At 61.3% G+C, this 26,465-nt stretch carries 27 protein-coding genes; 21 read left to right on the top strand and 6 right to left on the bottom strand.

Translation table 11 applies throughout. The features are described from left to right. Positions 1-28: 28 nt before the first annotated feature. A complete protein-coding gene (gene exaC, locus J2Y83_RS25340; protein WP_253399469.1) occupies positions 29-1,549 on the bottom strand; it encodes an acetaldehyde dehydrogenase ExaC in 1,521 nt (506 codons plus the stop codon). A gap of 274 nt (positions 1,550-1,823) precedes the next feature. Here exaC and J2Y83_RS25335 point away from each other — a divergent pair, with 274 nt between their 5' ends. The 5 genes from J2Y83_RS25335 (at position 1,824) to J2Y83_RS25315 (ending at position 7,486) form a co-directional block, all read left to right on the top strand. Continuing rightward, on the top strand, positions 1,824-3,740 hold the full coding sequence (locus J2Y83_RS25335; RefSeq protein ID WP_253399467.1) for a sigma-54-dependent Fis family transcriptional regulator: 1,917 nt from the start codon (positions 1,824-1,826) through the stop codon (positions 3,738-3,740). A gap of 211 nt (positions 3,741-3,951) precedes the next feature. Beyond that, positions 3,952-5,016, top strand: coding sequence for a hypothetical protein (locus J2Y83_RS25330; RefSeq protein ID WP_253399465.1), 1,065 nt, complete (start codon positions 3,952-3,954; stop codon positions 5,014-5,016). A gap of 217 nt (positions 5,017-5,233) precedes the next feature. After that, entirely contained in the window at positions 5,234-6,583 is a 1,350-nt protein-coding gene (gene mpl, locus J2Y83_RS25325; RefSeq protein ID WP_253399462.1) for a UDP-N-acetylmuramate:L-alanyl-gamma-D-glutamyl-meso-diaminopimelate ligase, read from the top strand. Continuing rightward, positions 6,580-7,209, top strand: coding sequence for a flavin prenyltransferase UbiX (gene ubiX, locus J2Y83_RS25320; protein ID WP_010206807.1), 630 nt, complete (start codon positions 6,580-6,582; stop codon positions 7,207-7,209). Before mpl ends, ubiX begins: the two co-directional genes overlap by 4 nt. Then, positions 7,202-7,486, top strand: coding sequence for a YceK/YidQ family lipoprotein (locus J2Y83_RS25315; RefSeq protein ID WP_253399460.1), 285 nt, complete (start codon positions 7,202-7,204; stop codon positions 7,484-7,486). The genes ubiX and J2Y83_RS25315 overlap by 8 nt, the downstream gene beginning before the upstream one ends. A gap of 108 nt (positions 7,487-7,594) precedes the next feature. Here the strand turns inward: J2Y83_RS25315 and J2Y83_RS25310 are convergent, their stop codons facing one another. The 3 genes from J2Y83_RS25310 to J2Y83_RS25300 form a co-directional block, all read right to left on the bottom strand. Continuing rightward, positions 7,595-8,236: an oxidoreductase gene (locus J2Y83_RS25310; RefSeq protein WP_247401437.1), complete on the bottom strand. Its 642-nt coding sequence runs from the start codon at positions 8,234-8,236 to the stop codon at positions 7,595-7,597. Between the two features lie 29 nt (positions 8,237-8,265). Next, a complete protein-coding gene (locus J2Y83_RS25305; protein ID WP_253399458.1) occupies positions 8,266-9,984 on the bottom strand; it encodes a C13 family peptidase in 1,719 nt (572 codons plus the stop codon). A 105-nt stretch (positions 9,985-10,089) separates the two neighbouring features. Further along, complete coding sequence (locus tag J2Y83_RS25300) at positions 10,090-10,545, bottom strand: MaoC family dehydratase (RefSeq protein ID WP_253399455.1); 456 nt, start codon at positions 10,543-10,545, stop codon at positions 10,090-10,092. Between the two features lie 159 nt (positions 10,546-10,704). On the opposite strand from J2Y83_RS25300, the gene J2Y83_RS25295 reads away from it, so the two are divergent. The 4 genes from J2Y83_RS25295 to J2Y83_RS25280 all read left to right on the top strand — a co-directional run bounded on the left by J2Y83_RS25295 (position 10,705) and on the right by J2Y83_RS25280 (position 12,710). Continuing rightward, complete coding sequence (locus J2Y83_RS25295; protein ID WP_253399453.1) at positions 10,705-11,067, top strand: CidA/LrgA family protein; 363 nt, start codon at positions 10,705-10,707, stop codon at positions 11,065-11,067. Beyond that, a complete protein-coding gene (locus J2Y83_RS25290) occupies positions 11,064-11,780 on the top strand; it encodes an LrgB family protein (RefSeq protein ID WP_253399451.1) in 717 nt (238 codons plus the stop codon). The genes J2Y83_RS25295 and J2Y83_RS25290 overlap by 4 nt, the downstream gene beginning before the upstream one ends. Positions 11,781-11,801: 21 nt before the next feature. Beyond that, positions 11,802-12,392, top strand: coding sequence for an LON peptidase substrate-binding domain-containing protein (locus J2Y83_RS25285; protein WP_247408691.1), 591 nt, complete (start codon positions 11,802-11,804; stop codon positions 12,390-12,392). Between the two features lie 102 nt (positions 12,393-12,494). Continuing rightward, positions 12,495-12,710, top strand: a complete 216-nt coding sequence (locus tag J2Y83_RS25280; RefSeq protein WP_253399449.1) for a hypothetical protein — start codon at positions 12,495-12,497, stop codon at positions 12,708-12,710. Here J2Y83_RS25280 and J2Y83_RS25275 read toward each other — a convergent pair. Then, the gene (locus tag J2Y83_RS25275; RefSeq protein WP_253399447.1) at positions 12,704-14,020 is read right to left on the bottom strand and encodes a bifunctional DedA family/phosphatase PAP2 family protein; all 1,317 of its coding nucleotides are present in this window, start codon (positions 14,018-14,020) and stop codon (positions 12,704-12,706) included. The genes J2Y83_RS25280 and J2Y83_RS25275 overlap by 7 nt on opposite strands. A 117-nt stretch (positions 14,021-14,137) precedes the next feature. Then, positions 14,138-14,821, bottom strand: coding sequence for a DNA-3-methyladenine glycosylase (locus J2Y83_RS25270; RefSeq protein ID WP_253399445.1), 684 nt, complete (start codon positions 14,819-14,821; stop codon positions 14,138-14,140). Between the two features lie 174 nt (positions 14,822-14,995). Here J2Y83_RS25270 and J2Y83_RS25265 point away from each other — a divergent pair, with 174 nt between their 5' ends. The 12 genes from J2Y83_RS25265 to lipA all read left to right on the top strand — a co-directional run bounded on the left by J2Y83_RS25265 (position 14,996) and on the right by lipA (position 26,398). Next, positions 14,996-16,261: a glutamate-5-semialdehyde dehydrogenase gene (locus tag J2Y83_RS25265; protein WP_253399443.1), complete on the top strand. Its 1,266-nt coding sequence runs from the start codon at positions 14,996-14,998 to the stop codon at positions 16,259-16,261. Next, the gene (gene nadD / locus J2Y83_RS25260) at positions 16,261-16,905 is read left to right on the top strand and encodes a nicotinate-nucleotide adenylyltransferase (protein WP_253399436.1); all 645 of its coding nucleotides are present in this window, start codon (positions 16,261-16,263) and stop codon (positions 16,903-16,905) included. Before J2Y83_RS25265 ends, nadD begins: the two co-directional genes overlap by 1 nt. 69 nt (positions 16,906-16,974) lie before the next feature. After that, complete coding sequence (rsfS, locus tag J2Y83_RS25255; RefSeq protein ID WP_058412893.1) at positions 16,975-17,469, top strand: ribosome silencing factor; 495 nt, start codon at positions 16,975-16,977, stop codon at positions 17,467-17,469. A gap of 9 nt (positions 17,470-17,478) precedes the next feature. After that, positions 17,479-17,946 (top strand): 23S rRNA (pseudouridine(1915)-N(3))-methyltransferase RlmH, encoded by a 468-nt coding sequence (rlmH, locus tag J2Y83_RS25250; protein WP_003176297.1) that lies wholly within the window; start codon positions 17,479-17,481, stop codon positions 17,944-17,946. Positions 17,947-17,961: 15 nt separating this feature from the next. Beyond that, entirely contained in the window at positions 17,962-19,860 is a 1,899-nt protein-coding gene (mrdA, locus tag J2Y83_RS25245) for a penicillin-binding protein 2 (protein ID WP_253399434.1), read from the top strand. Between the two features lie 31 nt (positions 19,861-19,891). Then, positions 19,892-20,995, top strand: a complete 1,104-nt coding sequence (gene rodA, locus J2Y83_RS25240) for a rod shape-determining protein RodA (RefSeq protein WP_017848344.1) — start codon at positions 19,892-19,894, stop codon at positions 20,993-20,995. 17 nt (positions 20,996-21,012) lie between these two features. Then, positions 21,013-22,023 (top strand): lytic murein transglycosylase B, encoded by a 1,011-nt coding sequence (gene mltB, locus J2Y83_RS25235; protein ID WP_253399432.1) that lies wholly within the window; start codon positions 21,013-21,015, stop codon positions 22,021-22,023. Further along, complete coding sequence (locus J2Y83_RS25230; protein ID WP_253399424.1) at positions 22,023-23,021, top strand: septal ring lytic transglycosylase RlpA family protein; 999 nt, start codon at positions 22,023-22,025, stop codon at positions 23,019-23,021. The genes mltB and J2Y83_RS25230 overlap by 1 nt, the downstream gene beginning before the upstream one ends. A 183-nt stretch (positions 23,022-23,204) precedes the next feature. Further along, a complete protein-coding gene (locus J2Y83_RS25225; RefSeq protein ID WP_253399422.1) occupies positions 23,205-24,362 on the top strand; it encodes a D-alanyl-D-alanine carboxypeptidase family protein in 1,158 nt (385 codons plus the stop codon). 85 nt (positions 24,363-24,447) lie between these two features. Then, entirely contained in the window at positions 24,448-24,723 is a 276-nt protein-coding gene (locus J2Y83_RS25220; protein ID WP_247398640.1) for a DUF493 domain-containing protein, read from the top strand. Next, a complete protein-coding gene (lipB, locus tag J2Y83_RS25215; protein WP_253399420.1) occupies positions 24,723-25,370 on the top strand; it encodes a lipoyl(octanoyl) transferase LipB in 648 nt (215 codons plus the stop codon). The genes J2Y83_RS25220 and lipB overlap by 1 nt, the downstream gene beginning before the upstream one ends. Positions 25,371-25,396: 26 nt before the next feature. After that, the gene (lipA, locus tag J2Y83_RS25210; RefSeq protein WP_253400447.1) at positions 25,397-26,398 is read left to right on the top strand and encodes a lipoyl synthase; all 1,002 of its coding nucleotides are present in this window, start codon (positions 25,397-25,399) and stop codon (positions 26,396-26,398) included. The last annotated feature ends 67 nt before the right edge of the window (positions 26,399-26,465 follow it).

Genomic DNA, 26,465 nt, shown 5'->3' with positions numbered 1-26,465 from the left:
GGGCGGTTATTGCCCCGGCGGTGTTGGGTTAGAAGAAGCCCAATGGATTGATGTCGTAGCTCACCAGCAAGTTCTTGGTCTGCTGGTAGTGATCCAACATCATCTTGTGCGTCTCGCGGCCCACGCCGGACTTTTTGTAACCGCCAAACGCGGCATGTGCCGGGTACAGGTGGTAGCAGTTGGTCCACACGCGGCCGGCCTTGATCGCCCGGCCCATGCGGTAGGCGCGGTTGATGTCACGGGTCCACAGGCCGGCGCCGAGGCCGAACTCGGTGTCGTTGGCGATCGCCAGGGCTTCGGCTTCATCTTTGAAGGTGGTGATGCTCACTACCGGGCCGAAGATTTCTTCCTGGAACACCCGCATCTTGTTGGTGCCCTTGAGCAGGGTCGGCTGGATGTAATAACCGGTGGCCAGATCGCCGGTCAGCTTCTCGACCTTGCCGCCGGCCAGCAACTCGGCGCCTTCGCCCTTGGCGATTTCCAGGTACGACAGGATCTTGTCGAACTGCTGCTCGGACGCCTGGGCGCCGACCATGGTGTCGGTGTCCAGCGGGTCGCCACGCTTGATCGCCTCGACCTTCTTCATCACCACTTTCATGAAGTCGTCGTAGATCGACTCTTCCACCAGCGCACGGGATGGGCAGGTACACACTTCGCCCTGGTTGAAGAACGCCAGCACCAGGCCTTCGGCGGCTTTCTCGATGAATTGCGGTTCGGCGTTCATGATGTCGGCGAAGAAGATGTTCGGCGACTTGCCGCCCAGTTCAACGGTGGACGGAATAATGTTCTCGGCGGCGCAATGCATGATGTGCGCGCCCACCGGGGTGGAGCCGGTGAAGGCAATCTTGGCGATGCGCTTGCTGGTGGCCAGGGCTTCGCCGGCTTCTTTGCCGAAACCGTGTACCACGTTCAGCACGCCTGGCGGCAGCAGGTCGCCGATGACTTCCATCAGCACGCTGATGCCCAGCGGGGTTTGCTCGGCGGGCTTGAGCACCACGCAGTTGCCGGCGGCCAGGGCCGGGGCGAGTTTCCAGGCGGCCATCAGCAGCGGGAAGTTCCACGGGATGATCTGGCCGACCACGCCCAGGGGCTCATGGAAGTGATAGGCGGCGGTGTGTTCGTTGATTTCGGCGCTGCTGCCTTCCTGGGCGCGGATGCAGCCGGCGAAGTAGCGGAAGTGGTCGGCGGCCAGCGGGATGTCGGCGTTGAGGGTTTCACGCACGGCCTTGCCGTTGTCCCAGGTTTCGGTGATGGCCAGCAGTTCGAGGTTCTGTTCGATACGGTCGGCGATCTTCAGCAGCACCAGCGAGCGGTCCTGGGCAGAGGTTTTGCCCCAGGCGTCGGCGGCGGCATGGGCTGCGTCTAGCGCTTTGTCGATGTCTTTGGCGGTGGAGCGTGGGAATTCGGCGATTGGCTTGCCGTTGACCGGCGAGGTATTGGTGAAATAGTTGCCATCGACCGGCGCCACGAACTCGCCGCCGATGTAGTTGCCGTACTTGGCCTTGAACGAAACGATGGCGCCTTCAGTACCGGGGTGTGCGTAACGCATGGTGGGTATCTCCTGGCTTTTTATGTTTATTGGAGTGCAGCGCGGCAAGCGCTTGATAAAGCGTAGAGCAAAGGTCGGGCCACTGCCTTGCAAGTCAGTTAAATCAGGGGGTTGGCGAGTGCTGAAAAGCGCTGCTGTGCCAGCCTTGGTACAGCCGGTGTGACAGTTTGTCCCATCAACGGTACAGCCTGTGACCGGTGGGCCGGCGCGGGATTGCAATGCCCGGGTGGCTGGGGGATGCTGGGCGTTCTCACGCAGGGAGAATAATAAGAACATGCGTCACGATCATTTCAGTCGCCATGCCCAGCAAGTCTTGACCGTCACCCGTGGGCAAGACCTTTCCCAGGGCCCCGGCAGCGACCCGTCCATCGCCCGCTCCTGGCTGCGTTGCCTGGAGGATTATCACCTCGACCCTGCGCTGACCGTCGCTCCCACGGTGCTCGAACATGGCCGTCTGCTGGAAAGCCGCGAGCGCCTGCAGCAGGTGTTGCAGATTGCCGGCAGCGAGATGAACAGCCTGCATCAGCAACTGTCGGGCGCCGGCCACGCCGTGTTGCTCACTGATGCGCACGGGGTGATCCTCAACTGTGTCACCGCACCGTCCGAGCGCAAGATTTTCGAAGGCGCCGGGCTGTGGCTCGGCGCCGACTGGAGCGAGGCCTGCGAGGGCACCAATGGCATCGGCACCTGCCTGGTGGAGCGTCAGTCGTTGACCATTCACCGCGATGAACATTTTCGCGGTCGCCACACCGGACTGACCTGTTCGGCGAGCCCGGTGTTCGATCACCATGGTGAACTGCTGGCGGTGCTGGACGTGTCATCGGCGCGGGAAGCGGTGTCGCGTCAAAGCCAGTTCCACACCATGGCGCTGGTTAACCTGTCGGCGAAGATGATCGAGAGTTGTTATTTCCTGCGTCACTTTGAGCACCACTGGCTACTGCGTTTTCACCTGCAGGCGGAGTCCGTGGGCTTGTTCAGTGAAGGGCTGCTGGCGTTCGACGGGGAAGGGCGCATTTGTGCGGTCAACCAAAGTGCCTTGAACCTGCTGGGGCAGGTGCGCGGCGGCCTGCTGGGGCAGCCGGTGGAAGCGCTTTTCGAATGCTCCCTGGATCAACTGCTGGGCCGCGCCAGCGCCAATGCCACGGCAAGTTGGCCGTTGCTTACGCGGGACGGTCGGCATCTGTTTGCGGCGTTGCGCGGCCAGCCGCGCAGTGTGCCGGTGCCGGCGTCGGTGGCTGCCGCCAAGCCTGAGCGTCGGCCCGGTATCTGCCTGGGCGATCCTGCGTTGCAAAGCGATTTTCGCAAGGCGCTACGCGTATTCGAGCGTGATGTGCCGCTGCTGGTCAACGGCGAAACCGGTTCCGGCAAAGAGGCCTTCGCCAAGGCCGTACACCAGGCCAGCCAGCGTGCGGACAAGGCTTTCGTCGCGCTCAATTGCGCCGCCATCCCGGAAAGCCTGATTGAAAGCGAACTGTTCGGCTATCGCGGCGGTAGCTTCACTGGCGCCCGCAAGGAGGGCATGCGTGGCAAGCTGCAACAGGCGGACGGGGGCACGTTGTTCCTGGATGAAATCGGTGACATGCCGCTGGCCTTGCAAACCCGGCTATTAAGGGTGCTGGAGGATCGCCTGGTGGTGCCCATCGGCGGCGAGCCTCAGGCGGTCAACGTGAGGGTCATCAGTGCCACCCACCGGGATTTGTTGCAACGTGTGCAGGACGGTAGCTTTCGTGAAGATTTGTACTACCGGCTTAACGGTTTTGAAATTGGCTTGCCAGCGTTGCGCGAACGCAGTGATAAGCCGCAAGTGCTGGATTTTTTGCTGGCCCAGGAAGTCGGTGAGCAGACGATAACGCTCGATGCTGGCGCGCGACAGGCATTGCTGGCGTTCACCTGGCCGGGCAATGTGCGGCAGTTACGCACGGTGTTGCGCACCCTGGTTGCGCTGTGTGAGGGCTCGTTAATCCGCGTCGATGATCTACCGCCGATGATTCGTCCGACGTCCTTGGCTACGGCTGCTGCGGATGTGCCATCCCTGTCGCTGCTTGATGATGCCGAGCGTCTGGCGTTGTTGAACGTCCTGACGCAGCAGCGCTGGCACATGACCCTTGTGGCTGAACGGTTGGGGGTAAGCCGTAATACACTCTATCGAAAGTTACGAAAACATGGCATTGAACTACGTTCTGCTTTGTAACTCGTAAGTTGTTATCGAGTGTCTATGTGCGCTTTTTAAATGTTGCTTGTAGGGGGCTTTACTTCTAATTATTTAGTTGAGGGGCGTTGCGCGAGTGTGCGCTAACTGTTTGGGTTTGTGAGTATTTTTAATGTTGTCTTGATGGAACTGAGACAGGTATTTTGTCACCCAGTGAATGCAGGTTTTTGATTGATTAACTAAGGTGATGAATATGGATATTGCAGGTATTGCAACTTACACTACAGTACCGTCCGCTGATGCTACTCAAGGTGCTAATAATGCCGGATCGGCAGGCAGTCAGCACGAGGCCGGTTCAGCGACTTGGAAAAATCTTCACGCCGAGCAAATCGACGGTTCTGAACGTTTAAATTCAGACGTACATGTTCGCAGTAAAAGAGGGCTTGGTTTCGGAGGCCTTTTCCGCAGGCCGGCATCGAGAAGGCCCAGCGTGCCGGCTTCGGGGACGCCCGGTCAATATCATCCTGTCTCGGTATCGTCTCCCCCCAACCCCCCTTCCACTCCTGCGACCACCAACACCATTCGAAATCTGATTAATACCAGCTCGCTCAAAGGCACTACCCTTCCTTCCAGGTCTCATCCAGTTCCCAAGACGTTTGGAGAGGTGGCGCAAAACCTCATCACTGCCGATCGCCTGGTCAAGGCCGGCGTGTTCAAGACCGGGCCAGATTTGAAAACCGTGACACGGGACGCTTTCGTGAATGCCGCAGTCAACGGCCTGGTCAGTACGCCATTGAGTATTGGTACTTACGCAGGCTCCGTCTGGAGTGGTGAGCACATCAAGGGGGCGTTCAGCCCGAACACCCCCTTGCTTCCTCCCGTGCATCAGCCTGCCCCGAGTCAACAGGGCAGTGTGGCGGGATCGGCGCCGAGTCCTTCAGCGTCGCAAGATCTTGAATTGCGCTTGGACAATACGGAGTTGAAACTTATCCTGGTCAGTAACACGATCCAGGCATACACCGAAGGGAACGAGGGTCAGGCCTTGGATAAAAGCCCTGATTGGCCAACCGAGACAACTGCCCGGCTTGATATGTTGGAAAAACAATACGACACCGTCGAGTCGAACTTGAAATTAATTTCTACGGAAAATGATTTTATATTCAGGCCGTTTAAACAGGATGCCAGCACTCCCGAGAAAGATCCTATGCGCCGCCTTGAAATATTGGATCGACGCAATCAAGCGGTTTTAAATCAGATCTCCCGTATCAATACCGTGTTGGAGCCGAAGGGGCTGCCTTTTTCGACGCAGGTTGTCTAATGCAGGTGATATCGGCGCAGGGGGGCAGTTGATTGCTGGCACCCCATGCTGACACTTGTAGATCGATGAGTTCGGTGCGGTAAAGGAATGCGCCGGCGCCGGACTCAACGACTGCACGGGTGGCCGAATTCAGCAGATTGACTCGGCGTGTACCGCTAAAAGAGTGCGATTTCCCCCTCCCTGCGCTAACCTGCCTCGATGTTTTACGAGGTCGACCATGCACATTCATATTCTCGGTATTTGCGGTACTTTCATGGGCTCGATGGCGGTTCTGGCCAAAGAGTTGGGCCACCATGTGACGGGTTCCGACGCCAACGTCTATCCGCCCATGAGTACGCAACTGCAAGCCCAGGGCATCGAGTTGACCCAGGGCTATGACCCATCCCAATTCGATCCGGCCCCCGATCTGGTGGTGATCGGCAACGCCATGTCCCGTGGCAACCCGGCGGTCGAGTACGTACTGAACAAAGGTTTGCCGTATGTGTCCGGCCCGCAATGGCTGGCGGACCATGTGCTGCAAGGGCGCTGGGTGCTGGCGGTCGCCGGCACTCACGGCAAGACCACCACCAGCAGCATGCTGGCCTGGGTGTTGGAGCATGCGGGCATGAGCCCGGGTTTCCTGATCGGCGGTGTGCCGCAGAACTTCTCGGTGTCGGCCCGCCTGGGCGATACGCCGTTCTTCGTGATCGAGGCCGATGAATACGACAGCGCGTTCTTCGACAAACGCTCCAAGTTCGTCCACTACCGCCCACGCACCGCGATCCTGAACAATCTGGAGTTCGATCACGCGGATATCTTCCCCGATCTGGCGGCCATCGAGCGGCAGTTCCACCATTTGGTACGCACCATCCCAAGTGAAGGCCTGGTGATCCACCCGACCACCGAACCGGCCTTGCAGCGCGTCATCGACATGGGTTGCTGGACCCCGGTGCAAACCACCGGCGCGGGCGGGCAGTGGCAGGTCAGGTTGCTCAGTGACGACGGCTCCAAATTTGAAGTGCTGTTCGAAGGCGAAGCCCAGGGCGTCGTCGAGTGGGACATGACCGGCCAGCATAACGTCGCCAACGCCTTGGTCACTCTGGCGGCCGCACGGCATGTTGGCGTGGTGCCTTCCATGGGCATCGCGGCATTGAGTGCGTTCAAAAGCGTGAAACGGCGCATGGAAAAGGTCGCCGATGTGAATGGGATTACCATCTACGACGACTTTGCCCACCACCCGACGGCGATTGCCACCACCCTTGATGGCCTGCGCAAGCGTGTCGGTGATGCGCCGATCATTGCCATTATCGAACCGCGCTCCAACTCCATGAAGCTCGGCGCACACCGCGATGGTTTGCCGGAGAGCGTCAACGACGCGGACCAAGTGGTCTGGTACGCGCCGGCCAACCTGGGGTGGGACTTGCCCGCCATTGCGGCGCTGTGTCGCGTGCCGTCGAAGGTCTGCGATTCCATCGAAGGCATCATCGAATTCGTCAAGCTACAGGCCAAGCCCGGCACCCATGTGGTGGTGATGAGCAACGGCGGCTTCGGCGGCCTGCACGGCAAACTGGCCGAGGCGCTGAAATGAGCGGGCCGGAGCGCGTTACCCTGGCCATGACCGGCGCATCCGGCGCGCCTTATGGCCTGCGCCTGCTCGACTGCCTGGTGCGCGAAGAGCGTGAGGTGCACTTCCTGATCTCCAAGGCCGCGCAACTGGTGATGGCCACCGAGACCGATGTCGCGCTGCCGCCCAAGGTGCAGATGATGCAGGCGTTTCTTACCGAGTACACCGGTGCGGCGGCGGGGCAGATCAAGGTCTACGGTAAAGAGGATTGGATGTCGCCGGTGGCTTCTGGCTCCGGCGCGCCGGCGGCGATGGTGGTGGTGCCGTGCTCCACTGGCACGTTGTCGGCGATTGCCACCGGCGCCTGCAACAATTTGATCGAGCGGGCCGCCGATGTGACGTTGAAAGAACGTCGTCAGTTGATTCTGGTGCCGCGTGAAGCGCCGTATTCGAGCATTCACCTGGAGCACATGCTCAAGTTGTCAAACATGGGGGTGACCATCTTGCCCGCGTCGCCCGGCTTCTATCACCAGCCTCAGACGATCGATGACCTGGTGGATTTTGTGGTGGCGCGGATTCTCAATCTGCTGAACATTCCCCAGGACATGCTCCCGCGTTGGGGTGAGCATCATTTGAGCAGCGATGAATAAGCTACTGCTGGTCTTGTTGGCCTTGCAACTGACGGGCTGCGCCACCGTGCGCACGCTGGATGCTGCCAAGCCCGGTGCGCCGGTGGTGTACGCCGGCACGCGGCTGGACCTGTACGTCATGAACGGCGGCTGTTGTGCCATGGACCGTTTTGGCGCCGAGGCGCCGAGCTATCCCGGCGTCGACCTGCCGGCCAGCGCGTTGCTCGACACCTTGCTGTTGCCGCTGTCGGTGTTGACGGTGGTGGGCGTCGGATTCAACGCCACAGGTGGCCTATAGAAGTGTATTACCTGTGCTGGCCTCATCGCCGGCAAGCCAGCTCCCACATTTGATTGTGGTTCACGCAGTTCCAAATGTGGGAGCCGGGCTTGCCCGGTCACCGCAAAATTACTTACCAAGCTTGCGCAACTCATCCGACTCAACCACGCGCACTCCGTCCTGCTCTTCCAGCGCCAGCCGCCACATGGCGCGGGCCAGTTCGCACACTTCGATGCCGTGATACTTGCCGGGAATCAGCCGTGACAGCGGCCCGGCCAATTGCTCGGCCAGGCGCGGTTCGAGGCGCTCCCCCAGCAACAGCGAAGGCCGCACGATGGTCAGTTGCGGCCAACCCTGGGCCTTCAAGGCTTCTTCCATTTGCCCTTTGACCCGGTTGTAGAAGATCGAGGATTTAGGGTCGGCGCCAATCGCGCTGATGACGATCAGGTGTCGCGCGCCCATTTCCCGCGCGCGCTTGGCAAACTCCACGACCATGTCCAGGTCGACGGCGCGAAAGGCCTCTTCGGAGCCGGCTTGCTTGATCGTGGTACCCAGGCAGCAGAAGGCGATATCCACCTGGCCGCGCAGTTGCGGCAAGAACACCGCCGGGTCGCCCACCGGGTTTTCCAGACGTGGGTGTTCGGCCAGCGGCTTGCGGCTGGGCGCCAGCACGCGGGTCACGGTGGGTTCATTGAGCAGGCGATCGAGCAGGTGTTCGCCGGTCAGGCCAGAGGCTCCGGCGAGCAAGATATGCTGAGGTGTCAGGTACATGGTGTTTCCCCCCTATTACACGTTACAGCTTAGTTGCCTTTAGCTTCCTTGCTATTTAGTGAGACGCTTTCGAGCGCCTTTCGTGCTTGCTGCTTGCGTAATAGTTGCCAATGGGCGATCACGCCTTTGGGGGCCCAGATCTGCGGTTCGGAGGCTTCGAAGTTGTCTGCCTGCTCGCGTTCGGTCACGTGCAGTTGCGCCAGCTTGAAGGCTTGCTGCAAGTCGTCGGTCTGGTTGAAAGCCTGGGCGAAAAGGGCATCGCCGAAGTAGGTAAAGTCGGCTTCCTCGGAGCAACCGAATGACACGCGGTCGGCGCGGGAAGCGGTCATGATCAAGGTGTGCTCGTCTTTCAGTGCCGGAATGAAGCCACCGGAGTAGCACGCGGAAATCACCACGATCTTGTCGCGGTTCTTCAGCGGCGCGAGTACTGCGGTCAGCTCATCGGCCGGCAGGTCGGCCAGTTCCATGCGCGGTTGGTCGAGCACCAGTTCGTGTTCGTGGGTGCCGTGGCTGGTCAGGTAGATAAATACCAGGTCCTCCGGCCCGCTGCGTTCGGCCAGGGTCTGCACCGCACGCCGCAGGCTTTCGCGGGTGGCCAGGGGACGGTCGGTGATATGGTCGCGATGGTTGACCAGGCGAATCTGTCCGCGCGCCCCGAAGCGGCTGGCGAGCATATTGCTGACGTAATCGGCTTCGCGCAGGAACACGCTTTGTTTGCCGTCGCCGGCCAGTACCAGGGTGTACAGCTCCACGGCGGGGGTCGAGGCGGGCACGGCGGCGAGGGCGGCATCGAGCAGGCGGCCCTGGGCCAGCACGCCGATTTCCAGTGGGTCGGGCAACAGCTTGCCGTCGGCGTCGCGCACGCGCATGCCGTTGACCCAGGTGCCCGCTTGCACGGTGCCGTCGGTAAGCACCAAGGTGCCACGACCCTGGTAGTTGTCGCTGTCGAAACCGCCGATATAGAAGCTGCCGTCGGGGAGGTTCAGGCGGCCTTCGCCGCTGAAGCGCCAATCGCTGAACTGGCCGACGTAGTGGCTGCTATCGACGCCGATCAACTCGCCCTTGCCGCTGAGGGCGCCTTCCTTGAACTGGCCGATCCACACGTCGCCGTCGGCGTTTTCGTAGCGACCCTTGCCGTTCAGTTGGTTCTGTTTGAACTGGCCGATGTAGATGTCGCCGTCAGCGCTGTTGAAGGTGCCGTTGCCTTCCAGTTGGCCGTCGACGAAGTGGCCGCTGAACTGGTTGCCGCTGTCATCGTTGCGCTGACCTTCGCCGTTGGGCTTGCCGTGGGCGAACTGGCCCTGGTATTGGCTGCCGTCGGCCAGTTCCAGGCGCCCGAGGCCGGAATACTGATCGTCCTTGAATTCGCCGCGATAGGTCATCTGCCCCTCTTTGAGGGTGCCTTCGCCGTTGCGCCGGCCTTGTTTGAAACCGCCGACATACTGGCTGCCCGCAGTGGTCAGGCTCCCCTGGCCGTCGAACAGGCCTTGCTGGAATTGACCTTTATAGACTTCGCCGTTGCTGCCGTGCCATTCGCCCTGGCCGTGCCACTGGCCTTTGTCGAACTGGCCGGTGTACCAGCTGCCGTTGGGGTAGTCCACGCGGCCCTGGCCCTGCAGCAAGCCATTGACCACATCACCCCGGTAACGGCCGCCATCGGGCAGGCGCGCATCGGGCGGCAACAGCGATTCGCCGTCTCCGCAAGCGGTGAGCAACAGGGCAAGGACAAGGGGAGCGAGTGGGCGCATAGCGGGATCCGGATAATTGAGCGCCGAGTATGCCGCAGCTACGACTTACATACATAAATTTACGTGCCCTGTGGTGAGTTTCAGCGCCTCACCACAGGGTGGCGCTTACACGAAGCAGAGCGACAGCGACTCGGCAATGTAAGCGGGTTTTTCCTGGCCTTGGATTTCCAGGGTGGCGGTGGCCTTGAACAGCCATTGGCCGGGCTTTTTCTCGGTGACGTCGGTGAGCGTCACGTTCAGGCGCACCTTGGAATTGACCTTCACCGGCTGGATAAAGCGCACGCTGTCCAAGCCATAGTTGACCGCCATCTTCAGGCCTTCGGGCATGATCAGGATGTCTTCCATCAACTTGGGCATCAGCGACAGCGACAGGAAACCGTGGGCGATGGTGCTGCCGAACGGGGTTTGCGCGGCCTTGACCGGGTCGACGTGGATGAACTGATGATCGCCAGTGGCTTCTGCGAACAGGTTGATACGGGCCTGGTCGATGGTGAGCCAGTCGGAACGTCCCAGTTCCTTGCCGACATAATCTTTGAGCTGCGCTACAGGTACATAGGGCATTGCGTCTCTCCTTGGTTCATCGGTTTTTATTGATGTGCGAGAACGATGTTAGATCATCATGGGCAACTAGCCCGGTCAATCCACCATGCTGATTGCGAATGCCTGAGCATAGCGCGGGCATGTTTATAATGCGGGCGGGTCTTGAGGGGGGAAGAACGGATGCTGTTACGCGGTCTGACATGGCTGGTGCTGTTTCAATTGATCGGCACGGCGATCAACCATTTGCTGATACCGGTGTTGCCTGGGCCGATCATCGGTTTGCTGTTGATGCTGGGTTATTTGGTGTGGCGCGGCGAAGTCGCTGAGCCCCTGAGCCTGGCGGCCAGCAGCCTGCTGCGTTACTTGCCGTTGCTGCTGGTGCCGCCGGCGGTGGGGGTGATGGTGTATGCCAAGGATATTGCCGCCGACTTCTGGGCCATCGTCGGCGCGTTGGTGTTGTCGCTGGTGATCGCCATGGGGTTCGTCGGCGTGCTGATGCAAAAGCTGGTCAAGCGCCAGGCGCAGAAGGAGGAGCAATCATGACCTTCGACTGGCAAGGCGCATGGACAGCGGTGATTCATCATCCGCTATTCGGCATCGGCATCACCCTTGGCGCCTATCAACTGGTACTCGCGGGCTTCGAGAAAACCCGCTGGATCTTCCTGCAGCCGGTGCTGGTGTCGATGCTGCTGGTGATTGGCGTGCTGCTCACCTGTGGCCTGAGTTACGCCGAGTATCGCAAGAGCACCGAGATCATGAGCATCCTGCTGGGCCCGGCGACCGTGGCCCTGGCGGTGCCGCTCTATCTGAACCTGCGACGGATTCGTCAGTTGTTCTGGCCGATTTTTACTACGCTGGTGATAGGTGGCGTGTTGGCCACTGGCCTGTGTGTGTTGCTGGGCTGGTGGTTCGGTGCCGAACACAGGATGTTGATGACCATGGCGCCCAAGTCGGTGACCTCGCCGATTGCCATGCTGGTGGCCGAGCAGATCGGCGGCGTGGCTGCATTGGCTGCGGTGTTTGTGCTGATCACCGGGGTGATCGGGGCGATGATCGGCCCGGCGTACTTGTCGCGCCTGGGCGTGCACAGCCCCGAGGCGCGCGGCATGGCCCTGGGCATGACCGCCCACGCCGTCGGCACGTCGGTGGCCCTGCAGGAAAGCGAAGAATGTGGCGCCTTTGCGGCGCTGGCCATGAGCCTCATGGGCGTGGCGACGGCGGTGTTCCTGCCGTTGGCCGTGTCGGTGATTGTTTGAATCGGGGTTAAGGAAACCTTTATGAGTCTGGCGTTGTTCCCGCTCAACACTGTGCTATTTCCCGGCTGCACCCTCGACCTGCAATTGTTCGAGGCGCGTTACCTGGACATGATCAGCCGCTGCATGAAAAAGGGCGAAAGTTTCGGCGTGGTGTGCATCCTCGATGGCAAGGAGGTAGGCACGGCTGCGGAAGGCTACGCGCTGATCGGCTGTGAAGCGCTGATACGTGACTTCAAACAGCAGGATAACGGCCTGCTGGGCATTCGCGTCGAGGGCGGGCGCCGCTTCCGTGTCCGCGACGCCGAGGTGCAGAAGGACCAGTTGCTGGTGGCCGAGGTGCAATGGCTGGAGGAACTGCCGGACCACGCGCTGGAAGAGGAGGACGCCGACCTGCTGGCCCTGCTCCAGGCCCTGGCCGAACACCCGATGGTGGCCTCGCTGGACATGGGCACCCATGCCGATGGTCAGCAGGCCCTGGGCAATCAATTGGCGTATTTGCTGCCATTCACTGAGGCCGACAAGATCGACCTGCTGCAACTCGATGATCCGCAGCAGCGGCTGGATGCGATCCAGATGCTGCTGGATGAGTTGCAAGGTGAGTTGTTCACCTGATCTTCGGAATTGTCTGGCGCAGCTTTCAGACTTTCCTGCGTTGCTCCCATCGCACTGGCTGAAATAGTTTCCGATCACACAACCACTGATCAGGGGATGAACATGATTCGGCTAGTGCAATCGGAGCAGGCGGCCTGGGACGTTTTTTTTGCCAGCATTACTTCGCAGTTGCTTGCGCAGGATGCAACGCGTAGTCCGGAATACATCGCCGAGCGCGGCGCAGAAATTGCCGACGAAATGCTGCTGGAGCGGCGCGAACGCTGCGTCGAACGCCGAACCGCCCCAGTTGACTGGATCGGTCCGGCCAAGGGTCAGTAGGCGTACCTGAGCAGAGCGTGCGAGGTGCCGGTAAAGGCGATGAAACCGAGCGCCGCCACTACGGCGGGCAATACCAGCCACCAGGCTTTCTGCGGCATGGGTGGCAGCGGGCTGCGGTACTGAACCACGCTCAGGCTGAATGCGCAGACGGTCATCGCCAGCAGTGTTCCGGCCAGGATGTCGGAGGGCCAGTGGACGCCCAGGTAGACCCGCGACAGCGCGATGAATGCAGCGGGGATGCAGCCCAGCAGCAGCCAGGTCAGGCGCAGGCGCGTGGGTTGCCCGCGTCCGGCCAGTACCGCCAAGGCCAGGAAAAACGCGAATGCGCCGGAGGCGTGGCCACTGGGCATGCTGAAGCTGGTCAGCGGATCGGTGAGGACTTCCGGGCGATCACGGGCAAAAAACAGCTTGCTGGCGGTATTGATCACTGCGGCGCCGCCCAGTGTGACGCCGACAAACAGTGCGTGGCGCGATTGTCGTGCCAGTAACAACAGGCCGGTGAACAGGGCGCTGGCGACAAACATCTGCTTGAACTCGCCCAGTAGGGTGAGCCTCACCATGGTCTCGTCCAGCCAGGCGCTGCGATGCTCCTGCACCAGGCTGCTCAGCCCCTGGTCGAAGTCGTTGAGGTGCGGGTAGCCGATAAACAGCGCGATCAACAGGATCAGGCTGGCGCAACCGATCCACAACGTGGCCTGGCGATGGCCGCGCAGGCTGCTGTTCAAACTCAACCCCAGCAACACCGCCAGGCATGCCGCGACAATCCCCGCTTCGGGCCAGAACCCCGCCGGCAACGGCAGGCGGAAGGCCGCGCCGGTCGCCCAGCCCGGCAGCAGGTAGGCGACCGTCCAACTGGCCGCCGCGACAATGCTGACGAGAGCAAAGCGCGGGAACGGCATGTCGCACATGCCGGCCACCATCGGCAGCATGGGGCGCAACGGGCCAATGAAACGCCCTACCAGCAGGCTGGCAATGCCGTACTTGTGGAAGTAGGTCTCGGCGCCGTTCATCCATTCAGGGTGATGCCGCAGGCCGGGCAGGCGCCGGATGTTCTGGTGGAAATGTCGCCCCAGGAAGTAGGACACCCCATCGCCTAACAGGCCGCCGAGAAAGCCCAGTAGCAGGGTTTCACTCAGGGGCAGCGCACCGCTGCCGGCCAGCGTGGCAATGGCGAACAGCAGCACCGTGCCGGGCACGATCAACCCGGCAATGGCCAGGCATTCTACGCACGCGACGATAAATACCGCCGCCGCCAGCCATTGGGGGTTCAGCGTCAGCCAGCCAGTGATGCTATCGAGCCATTGGCCCATACAATCCACTCCACTTATGCAGTTTTTTCAATTGGCAATCCACCGACGATCAGCGCCCGCAGAGGATCGGTTGCGTTGCAGGTAGCCATTTCCAGCAGGAACAACCGGTTCAAGCCTTCAAAGCAAAAAATAGTCGCGGCCTTCGACCTGGCCCCGGCGCAGCGGGTTCCGCGTGCAATAGGGCGCATAGCCGGCATCGACGAAGCGGTACATCAAGTGTTCATCCCTGCCGCTGGGAATGCCCAGGCGAGTGGTCTGGATAATGTGCATCGGCACCTGGCCGACGTCTTCCACATAGAGCCGCTCCTGTTCGAAGCGCTTGGCATCCCACATCGGCACTTTCAGGCCCAGCGCCTTGCACAGCAAGGTCTGGCCGGCGCAGAGCTTCTGCGAGGGGCGCGGGCCGCCGTTGGCGTCCGGGTTGTTCAGCAGCATCTGCGCCAAACTCGCCGGGCCGGAGATGGCATCGACCCAGGGATAGGCGGATTTGATCAATACCGCATTGCCCGGGCCTTGGGCGCTGAAGTTCAGCGAATCGCCGCCACGGGCGTAGTACATATAGATATGCCCACCATCCAGAAACAAAGCCTTACGCTTTTCTGTGTAGCCCAGTGAGGCATGGCTGCCTTTTTCGGCCACGTAATACGCTTCGGTTTCAATAATCCGTGCCGAAAGCCAGACATCTCCGACACGATGGCGGATGACTTTGCCGAGCAATTCCCGCGCAAGGAGTTGCGCATCGCGGTCGAAGAAGCGGTCGGGCAGGGCGCTGGCGGGGAGTTGGGGGGTAACACTCGACATGGCGTTCAGGGTAAATACGGCTAAATGTGACGGAATAATAACAACTCCAACCTTAATTACGGCTGAACCCCAGGTTTTTACAGTTCATTTCGACCATCCGCCCCTCACCGCTGTCAGTCGGGCGGCGTCACAGCTATAATCTGCCGCTTTCCTCTTTGCCAAGACTCCCTGACCATGACTGAGTCCGTTCTTGACTACATGACCCGCCTGGGTCGCGCTGCCCGTCAGGCCTCGCGGTTGATCGCCCGTGCGAGCACCGCGCAGAAGAACCGCGCCTTGTTGGCCGCCGCCGATGCTCTGGATGCTTCGCGCTCCGAGTTGACCGCCGCCAACGAACTGGACCTGGCCAACGGCCGCGCCAATGGCCTGGAGCCGGCGTTGCTCGACCGCCTGGCGCTGACCCCTGCGCGTATCGACGACATGATCGAAGGTCTGCGTCAGGTCGCCAAGCTGCCTGATCCCATCGGTGAAATCCGCGATATGCGTTACCTGCCGTCCGGCATCCAGGTCGGCAAGATGCGCGTGCCCCTGGGCGTGATCGGCATCATCTATGAGTCGCGCCCGAACGTGACCATCGACGCCGCGAGCCTGTGCCTCAAGTCCGGCAACGCCACCATCCTGCGTGGCGGTTCCGAGGCGATTCATTCCAATCGCGCGATTGCCGCCTGCATCCAGCAGGGCCTGGCCGTGGCCGAGTTGCCGGCCGAAGTGGTGCAAGTGGTGGAAACCACCGACCGCGCCGCCGTCGGCGCGCTGATCACCATGCCGGAATTCGTCGACGTGATCGTGCCGCGCGGTGGCAAGAGCCTGATCGAACGCGTCAGCCGTGATGCCAAGGTGCCGGTGATCAAGCACCTGGATGGCGTCTGCCACGTTTACATCGACATCGCCGCCGACATCGACAAGGCGATCCGCATCGCCGACAACGCCAAGACGCACCGTTACGCCCCGTGCAACACCATGGAAACCCTGCTGGTGCACGCCGGCATTGCCGATCGCGTGCTGCCGCCGCTGGCTGCCATCTACCGCGACAAGGGTGTTGAGTTGCGCGGTTGCGAGCGCACCCGTGCGCTGCTCGGTGCGGACGTGATCGAAGCCACCGAGCAAGACTGGTACACCGAGTACACGGCGCCGATCCTGTCGATCCGCATCGTCGACGACCTTGACCAGGCCATCGAACACATCAACAAATACGGCTCCAAGCACACCGACGCCATTGTTACCGAGCATTTCAGCGATGCCCGGCGTTTCCTCAACGAAGTGGACTCCGCTTCGGTGATGGTCAACGCCTCGACGCGTTTTGCCGACGGCTTCGAGTATGGCCTGGGGGCGGAGATCGGTATCTCCACCGACAAGCTCCACGCACGCGGCCCGGTTGGCCTGGAAGGCCTGACCAGCGAGAAGTATGTCGTGTTCGGCGACGGTCATGTGCGCACTTGATGGGTAAACGCATCGGGTTGCTCGGCGGCACTTTTGACCCCGTGCATATCGGCCATTTGCGCAGCGCCCTGGAAGTCGCGGATGCCCTTGCGCTGGATGAATTGCGCGTGATCCCCAATGCCCGGCCGCCGCACCGCGATACGCCGCAGGTGTCAGCGCAGCAGCGCCTGGAAATGGTGCGCCTTGCCGTCGCTGGCATACCGCCGCTGGTGGTGGACGACCGCGAGCTCAAACGCGATAAACCGTCCTACACTGTCGACACCCTGGAGCTGATGCGTGCCGAGTTGGCCGCAGACGACCAGTTGTTTCTGCTTTTGGGTTGGGACGCATTTTGCGGCCTGCCCTCTTGGCATCGCTGGGAGGAACTCCTCCAGCACTGCCACATCCTGGTTTTGCAACGCCCGGATGCCGACAGCGAACCGCCGGATGCCTTGCGCAACCTGCTGGCCGCGCGGTCGGTAAGTGACCCCTTGGCCCTGACCGGGCCGAACGGGAATATTGCATTCGTCTGGCAGACCCCGCTTGCGGTGTCCGCCACCCAGATCCGTCAACTGCTGGCCAGCGGGAAGTCGGTACGTTTCCTGGTGCCTGACGCGGTCCTGGCCTACATCGATGCGCACGGACTTTACCGTGCGTCGAACTGAAAAGGCGCGCTTGAACGCACGAACAGTCGTGCAGCGAGCGCCCGAACATACGAGCAAAACGAGTTTTATATGACGAACAAAGACGTAAGCAAAGTTAAGCGCAAAGGCACCTTCAAAAGCGCGCCACTGCCGGTTGAAGCCCATGTTGGCCCGGAACTGGCTGGCGAAGAGCTGGTGAAAGTCGCCGTGGCTGCCCTGGAAGACGTCAAGGCCCAGGACATCCAGGTGCTGGACGTGCGCGACAAGCAGAGCATCACCGACTTCATGATCATCGCCACCGGTACCTCCAACCGCCAGATCGGCGCGATGCTGGACAAAGTGCGCGAAGCCGTCAAAGCCCAAGGCGTGAAGCCGCTGGGTGAAGAAGGCAAGGGCGATAGCGACTGGGTGTTGCTGGACATGGACGACGTGATCGTTCACATGATGACCTCCAACGCTCGTCAGTTCTACGACCTGGAGCGTCTGTGGAAAGGCGCCGAGCAGAGCCGCGCGGCGGATGGCAAGCACCACAACCCTGAAGTGGGGCATGCGCACTTCGACAAGCTCAACAAAGACCAGGAATAAGGAACGGCTGTGCGCCTGCGTCTGATCGCTGTCGGTTCACGCATGCCCAAGTGGGTGGAAGAAGGCTGGCACGAATATGCCAAGCGTCTGCCCGCCGAGCTGTCGCTTGAGCTGGTGGAAATACCGCTCAACACCCGGGGCAAGAACGCCGACGTGGCTCGCTTTATCCGTCAGGAAGGCGAAGCCATGCTGGCCAAGGTCGGCCCCAACGAGCGCATCGTCACCCTCGAAGTCCACGGCAAGCCCTGGAGCACCGAGCAATTGGCGGTGGAACTGGATCGCTGGCGCCTGGACTCGCGCACCGTCAACTTCATGGTCGGCGGCCCCGAGGGGCTGGCGCCGGAAGTCTGTGCGCGGGCGGACCAACGCTGGTCGCTGTCGGCGCTGACGTTGCCGCACCCGTTGGTAAGGATTCTGATCGGTGAACAGCTGTATCGCGCCTGGACAGTTCTGTCCGGGCACCCTTACCACAAATAGTCTGCGCCCCTCCCGATGACTCAGCCGATCCGCATCAAGGACCACGAGAAAGACGCACGTCTGGTGCGCTCGCGCGTGGTTTTTGGCGCGATCATGGTGGTGACGTTGATCGGGGTGTTGATCGCGCGCCTGTATTTCCTGCAGGTGATCCAGTATGACTATCACTCCACTCTGTCGGAAAACAACCGGGTGCATGTGCAGCCGATTCCGCCGACCCGTGGCCTGATTTTCGACCGCAACGGCGTGGTCGTCGCGGACAACCGGCCCAGCTTCAGCCTGAGCATGACCCGCGAACGCTCCGGCGACTGGCAGCAGGTCCTCGATGTGATCGTCGACGTGCTGCAACTGACTCCGGAAGACCGGGTGATCTTCGAAAAGCGCATGAAGCAGGGGCGTCGGCCGTTCGAGCCGGTGCCGATCCTGTTCGAGCTGACCGAAGAGCAGATCGCCCGGATTGCGGTGAACCAGTTCCGCCTGCCGGGCGTGGAAGTGGTGGCGCAACTGGTGCGGCATTACCCGCAAGGGCCGCACTTCGCGCACTCCGTCGGTTATATGGGGCGGATCAACGAGAAAGAGCTGAAAAGCCTCGACCCGGTCAATTACAGCGGCACCCACCATATCGGCAAGACTGGCATCGAGCGCTTCTACGAGCCCGAGCTGCACGGCCAGGTGGGTTACGAAGAGGTCGAGACCAACGCTCGCGGCCGCGTGCTGCGGGTGCTCAAGCGTACCGACCCGGTGCCGGGCAAGGACATTGTGCTGAGCCTGGACATCAAGTTGCAGGAAGCCGCCGAGATGGCCCTGGGTGGGCGCCGTGGTGCTGTGGTGGCGCTGGACCCGAGTACGGGCGAAGTCCTGGCCATGGTCAGCCAGCCCAGTTTCGACCCCAACCTGTTCGTGACCGGGATCAGCTTCAAGGCCTACGCCGAGCTGCGCGATTCCATCGACCGGCCGCTGTTCAACCGGGTGCTGCGCGGCCTGTATCCGCCGGGTTCGACGATCAAGCCGGCGGTGGCGATTGCCGGCCTGGACGCGGGCGTGGTCACGGCGTCGAGCCGCGTGTTCGACCCTGGCTATTACATGCTGCCTAATTACGATCACAAATACCGTAACTGGAACCGCACCGGTGACGGCTATGTCGACCTGGATACCGCAATCATGCGCTCCAACGACACCTATTTTTATGACCTGGCCCACAAGCTGGGGATCGATCGCCTGTCGGCCTACATGGGCAAGTTCGGGCTCGGTCAGAAAGTCTCCCTGGACATGTTCGAAGAGTCGCCCGGCCTGATGCCGTCGCGCGAATGGAAACGTGCCACCCGCCGTCAGGCGTGGTTCCCCGGCGAGACGCTGATCCTCGGTATCGGCCAGGGCTACATGCAGGCCACGCCGCTGCAACTGGCCCAGGCCACGGCACTGGTCGCCAACAAAGGCATCTGGAACCGGCCGCACCTGGCTCGCACCATCGAGGGCGAAAAGCCGGTGGATGAAAACCCGATTCCGGACATTGTGCTGCGTGACCCGTCGGACTGGACCAAGGTCAACCACGGCATGCAGCAGGTGATGCACGGCGCCCGGGGCACGGCGCGCAAGGCGGCGATCGGTGCGCAGTATCGCATCGCTGGCAAGAGCGGTACGGCCCAGGTGGTCGCGATCAAGCAAGGCGAAAAATATGACCGTTCCAAGGTCCAGGAGCGCCACCGCGACCACGCCTTGTTTGTTGGCTTCGCCCCGGCGGACGACCCGAAGATCGTGGTCGCCGTGATGGTCGAGAACGGCGAGTCCGGTTCGGGCGTCGCGGCGCCGGTGGTCCGTCAAGTGATGGATGCCTGGCTGTTGACCGACGACGGCAAGCTCAAGCCCGAATATGGCGGCCCCCCTTCAAGCACCGAGGTTACGGCCAGTGAAGAGTAATTTTGACCGCATCCTCTCCAGCGAGGATGTGATGCGTCGCCGCGCGACATTGCTGCAGCGCATGCACATTGATGGCCCGTTGCTGATCCTGCTGCTGACCCTGGCGGCCGGCAGCCTGTTCGTACTGTATTCGGCCAGCGGCAAGAACTGGGACCTGCTGATCAAGCAAGCGTCGTCGTTCGGCCTGGGCCTGCTGTCGATGGTGGTGATCGCCCAGTTGGAGCCGCGTTTCATGGCGCGCTGGGTGCCGCTGGGGTATGTCGCCGGCGTGTTGTTGCTGGTGGTGGTGGACGTGATGGGCCACAACGCCATGGGTGCGACCCGCTGGATCAACATCCCGGGGGTGATTCGCTTCCAGCCGTCGGAATTCATGAAGATTCTGATGCCGGCGACCATCGCCTGGTACTTGTCCAAGCGCACCTTGCCGCCGCAACTCAAGCATGTGGGGATCAGCCTGATCCTGATCGGCGTGCCGTTCATCCTCATCGTGCGCCAGCCGGACCTCGGTACCTCGCTGCTGATCCTGGCGGGCGGCGCGTTCGTGCTGTTCATGGGCGGCTTGCGCTGGCGCTGGATTCTCAGCGTGCTCGCCGCCGCCGTGCCGGTGGCCGTGGCCATGTGGTTCTTCTTTATGCATGACTACCAGAAGCAACGGATTCTCACGTTTCTCGACCCGGAGAGCGACCCGCTGGGCACCGGCTGGAACATCATCCAGTCGAAGGCGGCCATCGGTTCTGGCGGTGTGTTTGGCAAGGGCTGGCTGATGGGCACCCAGTCGCACCTGGACTTTTTGCCCGAGAGCCACACCGACTTCATTATTGCGGTGATGGGCGAAGAGTTCGGCCTGGTGGGCATTTGCGCGTTGCTATTGATCTATTTACTGTTGATTGGTCGTGGCCTGGTGATCACCGCGCAGGCGCAGACGTTGTTCGGCAAATTGCTGGCGGGTTCGTTGACCATGACTTTTTTTGTTTACGTTTTCGTCAACATCGGTATGGTCAGTGGCCTGTTGCCGGTGGTTGGGGTGCCGTTGCCGTTCATTAGCTACGGCGGAACTTCGCTGGTGACATTGATGTCAGCGTTTGGGGTTTTGATGTCGATTCATACGCATCGCAAATGGATCGCACAGGTTTGAATAAGGTGAAGATGTCAATGCAAGTAATGCGCGGCTGGGCGACTCGGCATGCGTCCTGGATGAGCCTGATTGGGCTGCTGGGCGCCATGCACGAGGCGCGGGCCGGTGACTACGATGGCTCACCCCAAGTCGCCGAGTTCGTCGGTGAGATGACCCGCGACTATGGCTTCGCCGGTGAACAGCTGATGGGCGTGTTCCGCGAGGCGCAGCGCAAGCAGGCGATCCTCGACGCCATCTCCCGCCCGGCCGAGCGCGTGAAGCAGTGGAAGGACTATCGCCCGATGTTCCTGACCGATGCCCGCGTGGCACGGGGCGTGGACTTCTGGCGCCAGCACGAAGCCGCGCTGGCTCGCGCCGAGCAGGAATATGGCGTGCCCGCCCAGGTGATTGTCTCGATCATTGGCATTGAAACCTTCTACGGGCGCAATACCGGCAGTTATCGGGTGATCGACGCCTTGTCGACCCTGGGCTTCGATTACCCGCCCCGCGCCGATTTTTTCCGCAAGGAACTGCGCGAATTCCTGCTGCTGGCCCGCGAAGAACAGGTCGACCCGCTGACCCTCAAAGGCTCCTACGCCGGTGCGATGGGCTTGCCGCAGTTCATGCCGAGCAGTTTTCGCGCCTACGCGGTGGACTTTGACGGCGACGGCCATATCAATATCTGGAGCAATCCGGACGATGCCATCGGCAGCGTGGCCAGCTACTTCAAGCGCCATGGCTGGGTGGGCGGCGAACCGGTGGTCAGCCGTGCCGACGTGAGCGGTGAGCGCGCCGATGAAGGTCTCACCCAGGGTATCGAGCCGGCCAAGACGGTCGGGGAGTTGCGGGCGCTGGGCTGGTCAAGTCATGATGCGCTGCGCGATGATATGCCGGTTACGGCTTTCCGCCTGGAAGGCGAAAACGGCCCTGAATACTGGATGGGCCTGAAGAATTTCTACGCAATCACGCGTTATAACCGCAGTGTGATGTACGCCATGGCCGTGCATCAACTGTCTGACATGCTGGTCCAAGCACGGGGCAACAAGTAATGCGGGCATCGCCGTTGAAAAAACCGCTCAAGCTGGTGGCGTTTGCCGCGTTGTCCTTGCTGGTTGCCAGTTGTTCCACCAGTCGTGCGCCGACGCAAAAGTCCGGGGGCTCCGCCGTTCGTTCCCAGCCGGGCCTGGACATCAACCGCGCGCATAAAGACGGTGCACCGTGGTGGGACGTCGACGTGTCGAAAATCCCGGATGCCACGCCAACCCTGCACACCGGCCCGTACAAGGCCAACCCCTATACCGTGCTGGGCAAGAATTACTTCCCGCTGCAGGATTCCAAGACCTACGTACAGTCGGGTACGGCGTCGTGGTACGGCACCAAGTTCCACGGCCAGAACACGGCCAATGGCGAGGTTTATGACCTGTACGGCATGAGCGCGGCCCACAAGACCCTGCCGCTGCCCAGCTATGTGCGCGTGACCAACCTGGACAACAATCGCACGGTGATCCTGCGGGTCAACGATCGCGGGCCGTTCTATTCGGACCGGATCATCGACTTGTCCTACGCTGCCGCGAAGAAACTCGGTTATGCCGAAACCGGCACCGCGCGGGTCAAGGTCGAAGGGATCGACCCTGCGCAATATTGGGCCCAGCGTGGCAAGCCGGCGCCATTGATGCTCAACGAGCCGCAGGCCGCGCAACCCCAAATGACGGCATCGACCGGCAAGATCGAGCAGTGGACGCCACCTGCGCAACAGCACGCCCCTGACACGGTCGTCGTGCCCCGCGCTGCACCGGGTGCCTCGGCTGCTGGCGGGCAATACCTGCAAGTGGGCGCTTTCGCCAACCCGGATGCGGCAGAGCTGTTAAGGTCCAAGCTGAGCAGCATGGTCAATGCGCCGGTCTTCATCAGTTCCATCGTGCGTAATCAACAGACCCTGCACCGCGTGCGCATGGGCCCGATCGGTTCGCCGAGCGAGGTCGCGCAAGTGCAGAACAGTGTGCGCCTGGCCAACCTGGGGCAGCCCAGCGTGGTCAGCGCCGAATAAACCGTAAAGGATTGATGGTTCAGGTTCGTGCGCGGGCCTGAGCCCTGGTTGTTGGCTCGTTGAACAATAAAACCCAGGGGCAAGGGGTGAGCAGGCAACCGAACACGCGACAGACTGGTAACGGGCTGTCTGAATAAGTTTTGCCCGCGAGGGCAAGTTTCCATACGTAATTTCGAGAGACGGATGAACATCATCACCTTAGCCAAACGCACGTGCCTGCTTATCTCGCTGATCATCACCCCTGCCGCCTGGGCGGTTGAAATGGTGCCGGCTTCACCGCAACTGGCCGCCAAGGCCTGGGTCCTCATGGATGCCGCCAGTGGCAACGTGCTGGTGGAAAACAACGGTGACCAGCGCCTGCCACCCGCCAGCTTGACCAAGCTGATGACAGCCTACATTGCGACCCTGGAAATCCGTCGCGGCCAGATCGGCGAAAACGACCCGGTGACCGTCAGCGAAAACGCCTGGCGCACCGGCGGTTCGCGGATGTTCATCAAGGTCGGCTCGCAGGTGACGGTCAGCGACCTGCTGCACGGCATCATCATCCAGTCCGGTAACGACGCCAGCGTGGCCCTGGCCGAGCACATTGCCGGCAGTGAAGACGCGTTCGCCGACATGATGAACAAAACCGTGGCCGACCTGGGCATGACCAACAGCCACTTCATGAACCCGACCGGTCTGCCGAACCCAGAGCACTACTCGTCGGCTCATGACATGGCGATCCTGGCGCGCGCGATCATTCGTGTCGACCCGGTCCACTACGCGATCTACTCCCAGAAGGAATTCTTCTGGAACAACATCAAACAGCCTAACCGCAACCTGCTGCTGTGGCGTGACAAGACCGTCGACGGTCTGAAAACCGGCCACACCGAAGAAGCCGGCTACTGCATGGTGTCGTCCGCCGTGCGTGATGGCCAGCGCCTGATCGCCGTGGTCTTCGGCACCAACAGCGAGCAGGCCCGTGCGGCCGAGACGCAAAAACTGCTGACCTACGGTTTCCGCTTCTTCGAAACCCAGACCTTCTACCAGAAGGGTGCTGAACTGGCGACCGCGCCGGTATGGAAAGGCGCGACCTCGCAAGTCAAGGCCGGCCTGGCTGAAGACCTGACCCTGACCATGCCTAAAGGCCAGCTGAAAAAGCTCGCTGCCAGCATGACCATGAACCCGCAATTGGTTGCGCCAATCGCCAAGGGCGACGTGATCGGCAAGGTCGAAGTGAAACTGGACGATAAAGTGGTACACAGTGCCGACCTGATCGCCCTGGACGCCGTCGACGAAGGTGGTATCTTCCGCCGCGTGTGGGATAGCATCCGCCTGTTCTTCTACAGCTTGTTCAACTGATAAGTGTGCACCTGCAAAGCCCCGTGTTGATCCGACACGGGGCTTTGCCCGTCGCCACGGCTTACGCTTACGAGGCCGTTACGCCATGACCGATAAAGAAGTAAAGGCGCCAAAGATCGAATTCCCAAACGTGGATTATCCCGTCAAGGTGATCAGCGATACCGGTGTGGGCAACAAAGACACGATTATCGACATCGTGCGTAAACACGCGACGATCAATGACAACCGGGTGGACGAGCGTTTGAGCTCCAACGGTAAGTACACCACGATCCAGTTGCACATCGTTGCGACCGGTCAAGACCAGCTCTACGACATCAACAGCGAACTGCGGGCCACCGGCTTCGTACATATGGTGCTGTGATGCCACAGGTCCTGGGCTTTCGCGAGCTCGGTCGGATGGACTACGAGCCCGTCTGGCACGCCATGCAGCGCTTCACCAACGAGCGCGGCAGCTCGGCTCCCGATGAAATCTGGCTGGTGGAGCACCCGCCGGTGTTCACCCAGGGCCAGGCCGGCAAGGCCGAGCATCTACTACTTCCGGGTGATATTCCGGTGGTGCAGGTCGACCGAGGGGGTCAAGTGACTTACCATGGGCCCGGTCAACTGGTGGCGTATCTGCTGCTGGACGTGCGCAAGCTGGGGTTTGGCGTGCGCGACCTGGTGAACCGCATGGAGGCTTGCCTGATCGAGCTGTTGGCCAGTTACGGCGTGAGCGCCGTGGCCAAGCCCGATGCACCCGGTGTGTATGTGGATGGTGCGAAAATCGCCTCCCTGGGGCTGCGCATTCGCCACGGGTGTTCGTTTCATGGCCTGGCGCTGAATGTGGACATGGACCTGGCGCCGTTCCGGCGTATCAACCCATGCGGTTATGCCGGGTTGGCGATGACCCAGTTGAGCGACCACGCCACACCGATTAAATTTGCCGAGGTAAGTGCCCGGCTGCGTGCGCAGCTCGTCAAACACCTCGACTATGCTGAGCAGACGACCCTTACGGGCGGAATCGACTGACTATGACTACTGATGCAGTGCAAACCATGATCCCGACGCTGGACGTCACCGAGCGTCCGGCCCCGGCCCCGCGTGCCAAGGTGGAAGCCGGCGTCAAGCTGCGCGGCGCCGAGAAGGTTGCACGTATCCCGGTCAAGATCATCCCGACCACCGAACTGCCGAAAAAGCCTGACTGGATTCGCGTGCGCATCCCGGTCTCGCCGGAAGTCGACCGTATCAAGGCATTGCTGCGCAAGCACAAGCTGCACAGCGTGTGCGAAGAAGCGTCCTGCCCGAACCTGGGCGAATGCTTCTCCGGCGGCACCGCCACCTTCATGATCATGGGTGACATCTGCACCCGTCGTTGCCCGTTCTGCGACGTCGGCCACGGCCGGCCGAAGCCGCTGGACGTCAACGAGCCGGAAAGCCTGGCCATCGCCATCGCCGACCTGAAACTCAAGTACGTAGTGATCACCTCGGTCGACCGCGACGACCTGCGTGACGGCGGTGCCCAGCACTTTGCCGACTGCATCCGCGAAATCCGCAAGCTGTCGCCGGACGTGATGCTCGAAACCCTGGTGCCGGACTACCGTGGTCGCATGGACGTCGCGCTGGAAATCACCGCCGCCGAGCCGCCGGACGTGTTCAACCACAACCTGGAAACCGTGCCACGCCTGTACAAGGCTGCGCGCCCAGGTTCGGACTACCAGTGGTCGCTGACCCTGCTGCAGAAATTCAAGCAGATGATGCCGCACATCCCAACCAAGTCCGGCCTGATGCTGGGCCTGGGCGAAACCGACGAAGAAGTGATCGAAGTCATGCAGCGCATGCGCGAACACGACATCGACATGCTGACCCTGGGCCAATACCTGCAACCGTCGCGCAGCCACTTGCCGGTGCAGCGTTTCGTGCACCCGGACGTCTTTGCCTGGTTCGCCGAGGAAGGCTACAAGATGGGCTTCAAGAACGTGGCGTCGGGCCCGCTGGTACGTTCCTCGTACCACGCCGACGAGCAGGCCAAGCTGGTCAAGGCTAGCCTGGTTTCGTAATACCGATCTGCGCAATACCGCAGGTCCAATGTGGGAGGGGGCTTGCCGCCGATTGCAGAGTGTCAGT

Origin of the sequence: Pseudomonas marginalis (genome assembly GCF_024169655.1) — a bacterium.
GTDB classification, from domain to species: domain Bacteria; phylum Pseudomonadota; class Gammaproteobacteria; order Pseudomonadales; family Pseudomonadaceae; genus Aquipseudomonas; species Aquipseudomonas paraveronii.
The sequence above is the reverse complement of the archived record's forward strand: the minus strand, read 5'-3'. Positions and strand labels throughout refer to the sequence as shown.